The following is a 13,585-nucleotide window of genomic DNA, read 5'->3' as shown; positions in this document are numbered from 1 at the left end:
AGGCCACTGTTGCCTCTGGTGTCCCTGCCCGGCCTCGGCGGAGACATGGCCGCTTGGTGGCCGGGCAGGGGGGCTCTGGTGCGGGTTCAGGCGAGCAGGGCCATAGGTCGTTCGAGCAGGTTGGTGAGGGTGGTGAGGAATTGGGCGGCGAGGGCGCCGTCGATGATTCGGTGGTCGGCGGAGAGTGTGTATCGGATGCGTCGGTGGATGGCTACGGTGTCGCCTGCCGCGACGGGTTCGGGGAGGGCGGCGCCGACGGCGAGGATGGCTCCTTCGGGTGGGTTGATGATCGCGGTGAATTGCTCGACTCCGTACATGCCGAGGTTGCTGATGGTGAAGGTGCCGTGTGCCATGTCCGGCCCGGTGAGCTTGCGGTCTCGCGCGGCGTGGGAGAGTCGTTGTGAGTCGGCGGCGATCTGGGAGAGAGTCTTCTGGTCGGCGTCGTGGATCACCGGTACGACGAGTCCTGTCGGTGACGAGACGGCGATGCCGATGTTGACGCGTTCGTGGATCAGGGTCTGGCCGCGGCCTTCGGGTGAGTATGAGGCGTTGAGTCCGGGGTGTTGCCTCAGTGCGAGGGCGCCGGCACGGACGATGAGGTCGTTGACGCTGACTGTGCCGCGTCCGAGGTCGTCGAGGTGGCTGTTGATGGTGGCCCGTAGTTGGAGGAGTTCTTCGACGTCTGCGACGGCGGTGACGTAGAAGTGTGGTGCGGAGTTGCTGCTTTCGGTCAGCCGTCGGCTGATGACCTGTCGTGTGGAGTCGAAGGGGATCGCCGTGCTGTGTCTGCTGTCGCCGGGTTCTGCGGGTTCTGCTGCTGTCGCTTGTGGTGAGTCGGCGGGGCGTTGTTCTCGTGCGGTGAGGGCTTCCTGGATGTCAGCGCGGACGATCCGCCCGCCGGGTCCGGATCCGGTGATCTCATCGAGGTCTATCGCATTCTCACGCGCGAGTCGGCGCACGAGCGGGGTCGCGAACAGCCGTTTGTGGGGAACGCGTGGCTGCGTCTCGGACTGCGGTGGGAGCGCCTGCGCCCCTGGTGCTGCGGGCTGACGGGTTGTGTCGGCCGGCAGGTTCGGTGGTGCGGTGGGTGCCGGTGTGGTCTCGGTGGCGGGTTCTTCCGGTGGGCTCGACGGGTGCCCGAGGCCGTCGTCGAGGCGACCGATCACGGTGCCGATGGCGGCGCGTTCTCCTGCGGGGACGAGGATGTCGTGCAGGGTGCCCGCCTCGTATGCCTCGTACTCCATGATGGCTTTGTCGGTCTCGATCTCGACGAGGATGTCGCCGACCTCGACCTTCTCGCCCGGCTTCTTGTGCCAGGTGGCGATGGCGCCTTCTTCCATGGTGTCGGAGAGGCGGGGCATGAGGATGTCGATCACGGAACGGCTCCTTACTCGGCGCGTCGTGCCACGGCGACGAGGGTCTGGCGGATGGCGGTGGTGACGTCGTCCGCGGAGGGCAGGGCCGCGGTTTCGAGCGGCTTGGAGTAGGGCAGGGGCACTTCGGCCATGGCGACGCGGCGCACAGGGGCGTCGAGCCAGTCGAAGGCGCCGTCGGAGATGGTGGCGGCGATCTCGGCGCCGATGCCGTAGGTGAGCCAGTCGTCTTCGAGGACGACGGCGCAGTGGGTCTTGCGTACCGAGGCGATCACGGTGTCGCGGTCGAGCGGGCGGAGGCTGCGCAGGTCGACCACCTCGACGTCGATCCCGTCGGTTTCGGCGAGCTTCTCGGCGACTTCCAGGGCGACGGCGGCCATGCGTGAATAGGCGACGACCGTGATGTCAGAGCCGGGGCGGGTGACGGCGGCGCGGCCGATCTCGGCGGGGGTGTCGTCGTCGGGTACGTCGCCTTTGGTGTTGTACAGGGCGAGGTTCTCCAGGAACAGGACCGGGTCGTCGTCGCGGATCGCGGCCAGGAGCAGTGCCTTCGCGTCGGCGGGGGTGGAGGGGGCGACGACTTTCATGCCGGGCACGAACGCGTAGTACAGCTCGATGTTCTGGGAGTGGGTCGCGCCGAGCTGCTGCCCGCCGCCGCCGGGGGTGCGGATCACGAGCGGCACGCGGGCCTGGCCGCCGAACATGCCGTAGATCTTCGCGGCGTGGTTGACGATCTGGTCGAGGGCGAGCAGGGAGAAGTTGATCGTCATGATCTCCACGACGGGGCGCAGGCCGAGCATGGCGGCGCCGATCGCTGCGCCGGTGAACCCTTCCTCGGCGATCGGGGTGTCGCGCACGCGCTTCTCGCCGAACTCGGCGAGCATCCCTGCCGTGATCTTGTAGGAGCCCTCAAACACGCCGATCTCCTCGCCGATCAGCAGCACGTTCTCGTCGCGGCGCATCTCGTCGCGGAGAGTGTCGTGCACGGCCTGGCGGTAGGTCATGATGCTCATGCGGGTGCTCCGATCTGGGGCAAGGGCGCCGGTTCGAAGAGCGGTTCACCTGGCAGCCGGCGGGAGTCGTTCGGTACCGGTGTGGCGTAGGTGTAGTCGAAGAGGGTGTCGACCGAGGGGTGCGGGCTTTGCTCCGCGAATGTCACGGCTTCGACGACGGTGCGCATCGCCTCCTCGTCGATCGTCGCGATCGCCTCGTCATCGAGCAGACCCTGCTCGTGCAGGCGGACAGCGAACGCGGCGACCGGGTCGGCTGCCTGCAGCGCCTCCGCTTCCTCCTTGGTGCGGTACTTCGCCGGGTCGACCACCGAGTGACCCTTCAGGCGCGGGCTCATCGTTTCGAGCAGGAACGGTTTGCCCTCCCGGGCGCTGGTCAACGCCGTGAGCATGGCCTCGCGCACGGTGAGAGGGTCCGTGCCGTCGACACGGGCGGAGGCCATCCGGTAGGACGTGGCTCTCTTGTACAGCTCGGGCTCGCCCGAAGCCTTCTCCACCGTGGTGCCCATGCCGAGCCCGTTGTTGACGACGACGTACACGATCGGCAGGCCCCAGAGGGCGGCGATGTTGAGGGACTCGTGGAAGGCGCCGATGTTGGTGGTCCCGTCTCCCATGAGGCAGACCACCGCGTCCGCCCCGCCGCGGTAGTCGATCGCGAGAGCCGCGCCCGTGGCGAGGGGGATCTGGCCGCCGACGATGCCGTAACCGCCGAGCAGGCGCGCCTGCGCGTCGAACAGGTGCATCGACCCGCCCCACCCCTTCGAGACGCCGCCGCTGCGACCGTACAGCTCCGCCATCACCCGTCCCGGTGCGATACCGCGAGCGAGCGCGTAGCCGTGCTCGCGATAGTTCGTGAACAGGTAGTCCGTCGGCTCGAGCGCCGACATCAGACCGACGACCGTCGCCTCTTCACCGAGGTTGAGGTGGCAGTATCCGCCGATCTCGGCTTGCGTGTACGACCGCGCGGCGCGCTCCTCGAAACGGCGGATGAGCACCATCTGTCGATAGAACTCCTGCAACCGTTCAACGGCGGGAAACGAACCCTCCCGCGTCGGACGCGACCGCCTCTGCTGCTTGGGTGAGGCGGACTTCCGGGTGGGCATGTGGCATCTCCTCGCTTGGGGCTCTTCTGAAGCCGAGGTGACCGCCGGGGGGAAGAGGCCCCACGGACAGAATGAAACGATCACGTGTCATTATAGGGTGGGTGGAGGCCACGGTCGCCCACCGCGACCACACGAGTGAGGGACGCAACATGGCACAAGGTGAGACGACACCACGCAAACGCGGCCGCCCCACCGCCCAGGAGCGCGAACGACGCCGCGACCAGATACTCGACGCCGCGGTCACCTTGTTCGTGTCCAAGGGCTACGGCCAGGCCTCGATCGATGAGCTAGCGGCGTCCGCCCGCGTGACCAAGAGAACGATCTACACCTACTTCGGCGACAAGGCGGAAGTGTTCACCGCAGCCATCGAGCGCTTCCGCACTGCCGCCCTCACCGATCTCACCGGCCGGGACGAGTCGCTCGCAGAGCTCGGCGCACGGCTCGTCTTCACCCTGCACTCCGATGAGGCGATCGGACTACACCGCTTGATGATCGCGGAGGCCGTTCAGTTTCCCGACTTGGCCGAACGCTTCTACACCAGCGGACCCCGCGGCTACATCCAACTCCTCGCCACCCGCGTCGCCGACGTTCCCCGACCACCGGACAGCTCACCAGAAGAGCAGGCAGAAGCGATCTTCGGCCTACTGCTCGGCGAGCACCACCGCCGTCGCCTGCTCGGGCTGACCCCACCGCCCACCCGCGCCCAGGCTCGCAGACACGCCGACACGGTGCTCCGCATCCTCGGAATCGCCGAGAACGCACGGCCCTAACTTGATGACGCGGTTGGTGCCTTCTGAGCCGGCGTTGGTGATGCCGGTATGCAGGAATGCGTGGATCTGTGGCCACCAGGTTTCGATCGTAGTGGCGAGCCGGTGGAGTTCGGCCAGGTCGGAGGCGGCGCAGCGGGCGTAGCAGCGGCGGCGGTTGCCCAGCAGCCACCAGGAATGGCGTTGGCGTACGAGTTCGGATGCTCAGATAGGTACGCGTTCAGCCGTACCTACCTGGGCACCCAAAGTCGTACGCCGACAAATGGCTGCCCCGGCGCCGTGCGGCGCGTCATGGATGTCGGCCCGAGGTGGCTGTTCTCGTTGTACCTCACCTATGTGATCACTGGAGATGGCGCCGGCGCGTCCTGTTCCTCGGGGGTGAGGGCCGCTGACCAAGGAACCTTGTCAACCTCTGTCCGTCTGGATAGATCTGTTCGCGTGGCTGATCAAGGGAACCTGGCACGTGCCGTGGTGGCGATCTCCTCGGTTGTGGTCGCCGCCTGTGCGGTGGTGGTGACGGTCAAGGTGCTGAGCGCCGACGAGGTCGTCACCATCAGACCAGAGCGGGTGCTGGACCAGGCGGCGGTGCAGCAGGCAGTGGCCACCAACATCCAGGGCATTCGGGATGAGCCGGTAAAGGTGCTGTCGTGCCCTGGTTCCGTGGTGGTCAAGGCGGGAACCAGGTTCACCTGCACATGCATGGTGGGCAACCACGTGGCGGACGCGGAGGTCGAAGTGGTCAACGACCAGGGCAAACTCCATGTGAAGTGGTGAAGCCCTGACCTGCCCCGATCTGAGCCATGGGGACGAGCATGGTCAACGATACGACCCGGCTGTTGGGCCTGGACGGCCTGGTGGTGGAGCGGGTCGAGCTGGACGCCGAGGGCGTCCCGGTGGTGGACCTGTCGACCGGCGATGAGCAGGCACGATGCTGCCCGGGGTGTGGGCAGCGGGCGGCTCGGGTGAAGCAGTGGGCCACGACCCGGCCGCGGGATCTGCCGGTGGGTGGCCGGCCGGTACGGCTGCGTTGGCGGAAACGCCGCTGGTACTGCCCGACGGCCGCTCGCCCACGCACGTCGTTCACCGAGCAGGTCGCCCAGGTACCCGCCCGTTCCCGGCTCACCACGCGGTTGCGTGAGGCGGCCGGGGCGGCGGTCGCCGACGCCGGCCGCACCCGCTCCGCCGCCCGCACGGCAAGCACGTCGACCGCCTGGTCGACACCCTCGACGCCCTGCCCCACGGCCATCGGCGCCCCGATCCTGACTGCCTGGAACGCGAAGAGGACCTTCTCGACCTGCCCGCCACCGCCCGCACCCAGCCCGACCGCGAACACGTCCACCGGCTGCTGCACCGCTCCTACGCCCGCTGCGCCGACTCCGACCTGCCCAAACTGGGCCGACAACCGCGGAAACCCTCCCGGCCGGCGCCTCGGGTCGTGCCAGGACCCGCGCTGCGGACGGCGGCGAGTGTGCCGAAGGCGATGCCCCAGGCCATGCTCAGCGCCGACCAGACCGGCCCGAACCCGCCGGGCGTGCCGGGCCAGACGAGGCAGACGAGACCGAGATACGCGGCCACAAGCCCGACCCCGGCCCCGACGAACCGCCGGCCCCGCACCCAGCACGCCGCCGTCCCGCTCAGCACCACGAGGACGAGGCCCACCGCGCCCTGCACGGCGTAGTGGTCGATCCCGATAGTGACGTCTTCGGGCAGCCCCGCCCGGTTCGCCGCGTACATCCTGTGGGCGTACGCCAGCCAGGGCAGCGCGGCGAGCCCGGCCAGGGCCACCAGCGGCCGGTCCACCCGGACACCGCCCGTCGTGAGCGACTCCCGCCCGGGCGCGAACGCCACGACGAGCGCCTCCCCGGCCACGGCCACGGCAACGAGCACCAAGGCCCATTCAAGGGAGGCGGCGGCGGAGACCGCGAGGGCCGCCGCGACGCACAGCAACTGCACCACGGCGGGTGCTGACCGCCGAGGCCGCGCGGCGATCCGGACGAAGGCCGCCGCGACGAACACGGTGAACAGCAGTCCCCAGCCGGCCTCCAGCGCCACCGCCCAGGCCGGGTCCCACGTCACCACCAGGTCGGGCAGGCCGAACCCGGGAAAGACCAGCCACGTCAGCGCGAAGACGACTGCCGCGATCCGGACACCGGCTGTCCGGACCGCCGCACCGGATACACGACTCACAGCTCACCCCACTCTCGACACCCGTGTCAGGTTGGCGGAAAACCGGGGCCACAGGCCAAGTTTGCCGACAACCCGACGCGGGCGGCCTCGTCGTGTGCGACCAGAGCATCGAGAAACACGGTCATTGCAGTCGCGTCGCTTGCACGCCTACCCGGCTAGGGTCGGTATCAAAGCTGAGGCCGCTGCGGCGTGGCTCAGCTTGATACAGACCCTAGGGTTCCTGCATCCGGGATCTGAGCACGTCGAATTCGCACCCCGGCGCGTCCGGATCGAAGCCGTGCTCGATCAGCCAGCGCGACGCCACCAGACTGCGCAGTGACCACCAGGCGCGGATCACGTCCCGGTCCGCGCCGTCACCGTAGCCAGCAAGCAGGTCCTCCAAGCGTTCCTCGTGCCCGAGCGTCAGGGTGGCCAGGTCGAACATGGCGTCGCCGGGGGCGGCCTCGGACCAGTCGATGACGCCGGTGACCTCGTCGCCGTCGACGAACACGTGGGTGATCTGCAGGTCGCCGTGGATGAACACCGGTTTCCACGGCCGGAGCGCGGCCTCGGCGATCTCGCGGTTGCGCCGGATCACCTCGGCGGGCAGACCGGCGTTGGCGAGCAGCCACGCGCACTCGCTGTCGAGCTCCGCCGCCACGTCGTCGAGCCTGGGCCCCGGCCACGGCGGCAACGGCGCATCGTGCAGCCTCCGTATGGCGGCACCCGCCGCAGCCCATGCCGCCGCCGACGCGGCCGACGGTTCGCCGAGGAGGCCGAGCGCCCTGCCGGGCACGGCGGCGATCGCGAGCACCGGCGGCTCGCGCCAGAGGATCGCCGGGGTCGGAATCGGCGCCATGGCCATCGCCCGCACCTCGACGTCGGCGTGCGCCGGGTCGCCGTCGACCTTCAGGAACACGTCGCCGACGCGCAGCGTCGCACGCTGGCTGTGGGCGACGACGACCTCAACCGCTTCCATACCGGCCATCCTGGCGGGGATGGCCGTCGATGTCGCCGGATTTTGCGGGTGGCGGGACGCCACCGGTTCTGTTTGGCATGGCGGGTGCGGACGGGGTCTGGGGACATCGCCGCTTCGCGCCGTTCTGGACCGGGGACACGCTCAGCGCGCCGGGCAGCGCACTCGGTGGTGGCGGTGCCGATCCTGGCGTGTTCCGTGCTACACGCCTCGCCCGGCGAGCTGGGTGTGATCAAAGCCGCGCAGACGCTCCCCTTCCTCATTTTCGCCATTCCCATTGGTGAGTACGCCGACAAACTCCCCCGCCGCCGCACCCTGCTCGCCGCCGACGCCGCCAGATTCCCGCTGCGATTGCCCTCCTCGACGTCGCGCTGCCGGTACCCGCCCTGGCCGGTGCGTACCGCACCGACTGGGCGGCGAGGCCGGCACCGATGTCGTAGGTGAGCGTGCCACGTCCTCGGCGTCGCGGATCAGGTCCACCACCGACAGGTACGCCTCAGCTTCGCGCTGTGGCAGATGAGGGTGCCAGCCCGGTTGGACCTCGGTCCGACGAATTTGCCCAGCCGTTCGCGAGAAGGTCGTGCGCACGCCGCCGGACGGTCCCCCAGCAATCGTCCGAGCGGATCTCGTCCGGTGTCGATGGAGCCGCTTACCGTGGGGGTAGGTGACGATGCCGGAGGGTAATGTGGGAAAGCCTTACCAGCATGGAGAGATCGTCGAGCCGGCCCAAGCTGTCCCCACTGATTCGGTGGTGCTGGGCGAAGTCCCGTCGCCACGGCCGGCACCTGAGCCGGCACCAGCGGTCACACCAGCGGACGCGCCCGTGACGGTGGAGGCCTCTGGGGGTGGGGACGGCGGCTCGCGACGGCAGGAACGCTCGGAGCCGCGGACGGGCCGCGAGCGACACGGTGCGCTCAACCGTCTGATCATGGTTCGTACCTCGGCCTGGCGCATCCCAGAAGTGGAGCTGCTGCGGCGGGACCCCAACTGCTCCCCGGACAGTCTCACCACCGAACCAGGCGGCGTGGACTTCGCCGCGCACCGTCGCCTACTCGACGCCCTCCTCCGCACGGACGGGGTGCCGGACGGCGCGGCCTGGTTGGGACGGGTCCACGATGGAGACGATGCCGTCGACTACCAACGTGCCGACAGTGAAGCGGGCCGGTCACTGATGACCGAGCTGGTAGACGAGGTGCGGCAGGGGTGTCTGGCCGCATTGGACAAAAACCGAACGGCCCGTGACCAGCTAGCCGAGCTGCGGCATCAAGTATTTCTGGAGCCGCGACGGCTGCAGTCGCTGCGCGATCCGGCGGACCCGGACCGACCCCTGTATGCGGTCGTCGACATCTCCTTTTCCTACCTTGTCGAGCGGCCGCTGTGCCGAGCCAGCATCTCGGTATGGACGTCGCTGCCCCGTAGCCGTCGGCACGCCCCTGAGGAGCTGCTGGCGGTGAACGCCGCGCAGGACGTGCAGATCCCCGCCGAGCAGCTACCCGCCTACCGCGGCTATCTGCTGCGGGTCGGCGAGAGCCTGCAGCGGCTGCTCGCCGCGCAACTCCTGCCGGTCCAGTTCCGGATCTTCGATTGGCAGTACGACTTACCGACATTCTGGGTGGCCGTCCCGGCGTCTCTGCGCAGCGACGCCTACCGCTATCTGGAGCAGAGTGACCGGGTCGGTGATCGGCTCGCGCGCGAGCTGCTTCTGACGGGCACCGCTCGGGACTCCGTGGTGAGCCGCGCCGTGATCAACGGCGACTTCATGGTGCTGCGCCGGTTCCGGCGGGAGGACGAGACCTACACTCCGCACTACCTGATCCTGCCGTCCCGCAACGGCTACCCGGCCCGTGACGCCGAAGGCCAGCGGGACTCGGACCGGCAGGCGGCCGCCATCCGACGTCAGGAGGAGAACGCGGCGGGGATCGTCATCGCCCTCAGTGAACTCGAGGCAAAAAGCGGCAGCGAGCTGTACACGGTGGGGCGCGACCTGGAAATCTGGAAAAACCATCTTCAGGTCTACACCGCGATGGCTGAACGCGGCGCGTTTCTGTGGGACGCGCTCTCGACCCACCTGCCGATGCGGCGCGGCCGAACACTCAACGAAGCACACCGCGCGGTGCAATTGCTGCACCAGATCCTGCTCCAAGGCGTAGCCGACCTCGGCCATCTGCGCGCACTGACGCGGGCCTCCAGTGCCGACATCGACGCGGCGGCCGAGCGGTTGCAGGACGACTTCGACGCGAAACTCACCGAGTTGCACGGGCGGAGTGTGCGCGGACTGCGCGGAGCGATCACCGAGACCGGACTGTTCGCCCGGGTACGCCAGCACGGCGCGGAAATCGTCGAGCAATCCTCCTGGGTCAAGTCTCGGTACGACGACCTCGTGGCCGCGATCACCTCCGCCTTCGACGAGCGGCGAGTCCGCGAGGCGGACGTGATCCAGAAAGGCGGCGTGGTGATCAGCCTCGCGGTGGGACTGGTCAGCCTGGTGACGGTACTGGACGCCACGACGGACATGAAAACCCCGCAGGGCGCCACGCCGACCCCCAGCGCGCCGGCGGATGCCAACTGGCTGCGCTGGCTGCATGACCAGGCACTGGGGCTGCTGGCCCGGCACGCCAACGAGGCAGCCCTATTCAGCCTTGCCTGCGGATTCGCCGTCCTAGGCGTAGCGCTGTACGTCTGGGTCAGGTTCAGGTCCTCGGGTCGGCTGAGCTCTCGACAGTTTCGCCAACTCTATGACGGGTCACGCCGCCGGCTTGTCATGCGCGACGGCCACGGGGTGTGGCACTTCCTGAGGGACGCCTCGACCGACAGTCTCGAGGATTTCCTCGGCAGCGTGCGGCGCCAGCCAGCCAAACCCGAGGACGCCCCGAAGAACCGGCAGCGCTGGGCCGAGCTCGACAACGCCCTGGCCGGGCGCTTCGCCGACCTGTGGGATCGGGCGGCTCCGATGAAGGTGCGGCGGCAGGACCGGGTCCGTTCCGACATAAAGGCACTGGCCCGGCGAATCGAGCACTGGGGAATCCACGGCCTGTTACTCACCGAGCGTCCCCGCCAACTACATGAGTACGTGCTGCCCCGGCTCATCTGCCTCTACCGGTTCTGCATCCCGTGGCCGGACTCGTTCATCGAGAAGGTGGGCCGACAGAACCGCCCGAAGAGCCTCGTGCCGGACAGCGAGTTCGTACGGGCGATGCAGTGGCTCGGCTTTCAGCGCGACCAGGCATTGGAGTTCGACGGGCACCTGCACACATGGCAGAAGCGCCAGATCAGCGAGACCCAGGACGCCGCCGAATCCGCCGGAAAAGCCGCCCCCGCTCAGTACGCTCGGCGACTTCTCGATCTTCTGAATGGGTTGGAACTCTCGGCGTACTGCACGGCGGAAAACGTCGAACGGCTGCTGGTCCGCTCGGAAGCAGCGGCGGCCGGCAAAGGTACCGCGCCGCCGGAGGCGCCTCCGCGGGTATGGACCCAGGTCGTAGTGCAGCCGGGCGATCTGCATCCGAACGGCGAGCCGACCGACCAGGCGCTCGAGCGCTACTGCGTACTGGCTTTTGCCGAGTGGCTCCAGGCCGAGGGGGTGCGGGTCGAGCCGCTCGCCAGCGGACGGGTGACCATAACGGGCAAGGACGGTGCCACCGTCGAGCCGGTGGTGCTGGGTCCACGTGCCAGCCGACTACTCCGACTCACCGCTGGCGACACCATCGAGGTGAGCTGCGCCGTACACCAGAACGAACTTCGCGGATTCCCCACTCGCCACCTGCTGCGGCCCGCCCCCGCGCCCCTGAACCAAACGAACGGCGACGCGCATGATTCGACCACTGCGCTCCACGGCAGCGCTCCGGATGAAATGAAGGGCGAGGGCGGCGAGGGCGGCGAGTCCGACGAACCGGTGACTGTCGACGGCATCGCGCTCCTGCGCGACACTGCCACCGGCCGCTTCACACGCGAGCCGGCACTCTGGCTGCGCCCATGATCGACCGCTTGGTACCAGACGTCTGTTTGTGCAGCTCAACTGACCTACTCGGCGCTCCGAGGCGGAGCCTCACTGGTGCGGTATCCCCAGCGTTCACCGGGATGCACCGTTGTGGATCCTCGCTGTGGGGCGAGCGACTGTCCGCCTCGGGTGGTGGGGCGGGCCCCCGCCGGCCAACTGATCCTCTCGCCGCCTGGCTGCGGGCACCTCGCGGCAGATTCGTGCGTTCCCCACCGTCACCTTGCCGACCGTTCGGGCCGTCTACTCAGGGCCCCGGCAAGTCGCCCGATGCCCGGCTTGATGCGGTTGGTGTAGCACGCCCCGGGCTAGGGGTAGCAGGACGGGGATGACAGTTGAGGTGGTCATCGAGGAGTCTTGTTGGTCGTCCGAAGTCAGTCATGCCTGCTCCGTAATCACCGCCGATCTGGGCCTTGTCGTGAGCACCGGCGGTCCGTGACCGGCTTGCGGCGCATCGGCATCGCCACCGCCATCGCCCGGTTCGGCACCGAGATCGAGGTTGTCGGCCCCGCCGAGCTTGTCGACGCCTTCGGCCACCTCGCCCGCCGCCTCGCCAGGACCGCCGCCGGCCCCACTGGCGGCGAGACCTCTTGATCGGGTGCTCGCTCATGCCGCCCGAGCCGAACGGAGCGTGATGTCCCAGGTGCCGCAGCGCCCGGCCGTTGCCGAAAACCGTGTTTGTCCGACGAGGAACTCGGACGAACTCGTCTTCATGCCTGATGAAGCAGAGCCGCCATGGTTCGGTGGCAATGCTGCAACTTGCGGCGTGGTACCCGGCAGCTTCCGGCGACAGCCGTTGCGGCGGTCAGCTCTGCTGGTAGTTCACTGCGGCGAACCCGCACGGCTGGTGCAGGTGCAGGTAGTAGGCACCCTCGCCGAACTCGTCCAAGTCTGCGCCGCCGATCAAGCCCACGTAGTCCATCGGTTGTCCGCAGCCGGGGCAGTCGGCGTGCTCGGCGTCCTGGATCCAGTCGGGCCTGCCGCCCAGGGTCGAGCCTCCCCGATTCCAGGCGCTGGCCTGGTAGGGGCTGGGCAGAGCCGGTCCTGGGACCGGCAGCAGCGCCGGCGGGTCCTCCGGTTCGGCCGCATCCGGTAGGTAGCTGGGGCGGGTGTTACCGGCCCACCAGGCAGCGGCACCGGCAGGTGTGACCCGGCTGTACAGCGTCGTATAGCAGGCGCAGAAGTGGCAGGTCTCGATCACCAACCGGCCGGACCAGCCCGTGTGGGCCATGGCGGCACCGGTGGCGGGGTCTGCGGTGTCGAGGTCCGCGGCAGTCCAGAGCGGCGATGCGCACCACGGACAGTGGGAACGCTCTACGCGTCGCGATGTCTCACGCATGACCCACCGGTACGCGGTCTCACCGCACAGGTCACGTCGGTTGCCGTCCGGGCCGACCACCCAACCGCCCTCCTGCGCGTAGCGCAGCGGGCCGACGTGCAGCTTGTCCACGCCGGGCGGCGGCTGGGTCGACCAGCGACGCATGGCGCTCTCGGCGAGCGGGTGAGCACTGTGTGCCAGGACAAGGAGCAGGTGGTTGAGCCGGTCCGGCGTCCGCCCACCGTCGATCTGGTCGATGACCCGGCGGACCACGTCGGCACCTGCCGCCCGGTACAACTTCCCCGGCCACAACACGTCGAGATCCAGCAGGAGGCCGTGGTGCGGAGTCAACCGCCGCGGATCGGTGTCCGCGATCGCGCACAACTCCTCGATCGCATCGTCCTCTTCGGCGGCCGTCCTCCTGATCAAGTCCTCGATCACAAGGGGATGGTAGCCATGCCGGTCAGCCCGCCCCGTAATGGACCGACGTCCTCGGCATCGCAGCACGACGGCGCCGGTGTCCTCGTCTGCGGCCGACCGGGTGTTACCGAGTGTGACGGACGGAGCGGCGGCACTCGAACGCGCGGTCTTGCCGAAGACAGTCCCCAACGCCGTCACCCTGGTTGTCGCCTCGACGCGGCGTGCGTACGTGCGCCAGGTCGGATCCGCGTCCTATGTGGCGAAGCGCCGATATGCAGTGAAAGCCGACCAGGGCCGACCGCGATCGTGCGATCGCGAATGGGCCCCGTGCATATCATCGGTATTGGGGCGTGGAAACCCGGTCGTTTACGGCCGGGAGGAAACGCCGCCCCTCCCCTCAGTGATCGTCTTACATGGACGGTTGGTAGGGTGTGAGGCGTGGGTGAGGTGGTGAAGCG

General features: G+C 68.6%; 10 protein-coding genes and 2 pseudogenes. 5 read left to right on the top strand and 7 right to left on the bottom strand.

Annotation, left to right across the window (positions count from 1 at the left end; all coding sequences use genetic code 11):
* Positions 1–86 precede the first annotated feature (86 nt).
* From ABZ783_RS29230 to pdhA, 3 genes are read right to left on the bottom strand one after another with little or no spacing between them, the layout of a single operon-like run.
* Positions 87–1,376 (bottom strand): dihydrolipoamide acetyltransferase family protein, encoded by a 1,290-nt coding sequence (locus tag ABZ783_RS29230; RefSeq protein WP_357443704.1) that lies wholly within the window; start codon positions 1,374–1,376, stop codon positions 87–89.
* A gap of 11 nt (positions 1,377–1,387) precedes the next feature.
* On the bottom strand, positions 1,388–2,386 hold the full coding sequence (locus ABZ783_RS29225; protein ID WP_357443702.1) for an alpha-ketoacid dehydrogenase subunit beta: 999 nt from the start codon (positions 2,384–2,386) through the stop codon (positions 1,388–1,390).
* The gene (pdhA, locus tag ABZ783_RS29220) at positions 2,383–3,486 is read right to left on the bottom strand and encodes a pyruvate dehydrogenase (acetyl-transferring) E1 component subunit alpha (RefSeq protein WP_357443700.1); all 1,104 of its coding nucleotides are present in this window, start codon (positions 3,484–3,486) and stop codon (positions 2,383–2,385) included. Before pdhA ends, ABZ783_RS29225 begins: the two co-directional genes overlap by 4 nt.
* 71 nt (positions 3,487–3,557) lie before the next feature.
* On the opposite strand from pdhA, the pseudogene ABZ783_RS29215 reads away from it, so the two are divergent.
* Positions 3,558–4,211, top strand: a pseudogene (locus ABZ783_RS29215) (TetR/AcrR family transcriptional regulator); the annotation flags it as partial.
* Here ABZ783_RS29215 and ABZ783_RS29210 read toward each other — a convergent pair.
* Entirely contained in the window at positions 4,128–4,373 is a 246-nt protein-coding gene (locus ABZ783_RS29210) for a transposase (protein WP_357443844.1), read from the bottom strand. The pseudogene ABZ783_RS29215 and the gene ABZ783_RS29210 overlap by 84 nt on opposite strands.
* Here ABZ783_RS29210 and ABZ783_RS29205 point away from each other — a divergent pair.
* Positions 4,317–5,027, top strand: a complete 711-nt coding sequence (locus ABZ783_RS29205) for a DUF4333 domain-containing protein (protein WP_357443699.1) — start codon at positions 4,317–4,319, stop codon at positions 5,025–5,027. The two genes, ABZ783_RS29210 and ABZ783_RS29205, sit on opposite strands and share 57 nt — an antisense overlap.
* Positions 5,028–5,053: 26 nt before the next feature.
* Positions 5,054–5,248 (top strand): annotated as a pseudogene (locus ABZ783_RS29200) (ISL3 family transposase); the annotation flags it as partial.
* Between the two features lie 361 nt (positions 5,249–5,609).
* Here ABZ783_RS29200 and ABZ783_RS29195 read toward each other — a convergent pair.
* Positions 5,610–6,440: a hypothetical protein gene (locus tag ABZ783_RS29195; RefSeq protein WP_357443697.1), complete on the bottom strand. Its 831-nt coding sequence runs from the start codon at positions 6,438–6,440 to the stop codon at positions 5,610–5,612.
* Between the two features lie 211 nt (positions 6,441–6,651).
* Positions 6,652–7,461, bottom strand: coding sequence for an aminoglycoside phosphotransferase family protein (locus ABZ783_RS29190; protein ID WP_357443696.1), 810 nt, complete (start codon positions 7,459–7,461; stop codon positions 6,652–6,654).
* A 598-nt stretch (positions 7,462–8,059) separates the two neighbouring features.
* Between ABZ783_RS29190 and ABZ783_RS29185 the strand changes: the two genes are divergently transcribed.
* Positions 8,060–11,371 (top strand): hypothetical protein, encoded by a 3,312-nt coding sequence (locus ABZ783_RS29185; protein ID WP_357443694.1) that lies wholly within the window; start codon positions 8,060–8,062, stop codon positions 11,369–11,371.
* A gap of 453 nt (positions 11,372–11,824) precedes the next feature.
* Complete coding sequence (locus ABZ783_RS29180; RefSeq protein WP_357443692.1) at positions 11,825–11,983, top strand: hypothetical protein; 159 nt, start codon at positions 11,825–11,827, stop codon at positions 11,981–11,983.
* Positions 11,984–12,194: 211 nt separating this feature from the next.
* On the opposite strand, the gene ABZ783_RS29175 is transcribed toward ABZ783_RS29180, so the two are convergent.
* A complete protein-coding gene (locus ABZ783_RS29175; RefSeq protein ID WP_357443690.1) occupies positions 12,195–13,148 on the bottom strand; it encodes a hypothetical protein in 954 nt (317 codons plus the stop codon).
* Positions 13,149–13,585 lie beyond the last annotated feature (437 nt).

Source organism: Micromonospora sp. NPDC047738 (genome assembly GCF_040642675.1).
Classification (GTDB): domain Bacteria; phylum Actinomycetota; class Actinomycetes; order Mycobacteriales; family Micromonosporaceae; genus Micromonospora.
This window is presented reverse-complemented; position numbering and strand designations above follow the sequence as displayed.

What these genes read in the sequence shown, in the direction of transcription:
- ABZ783_RS29225 (WP_357443702.1), bottom strand. Translation starts at nt 2,386, where the DNA reads ATGAGCATCATGACCTACCGCCAGGCCGTGCACGACACTCTCCGCGAC.
- pdhA (WP_357443700.1), bottom strand. Translation starts at nt 3,486, where the DNA reads ATGCCCACCCGGAAGTCCGCCTCACCCAAGCAGCAGAGGCGGTCGCGT.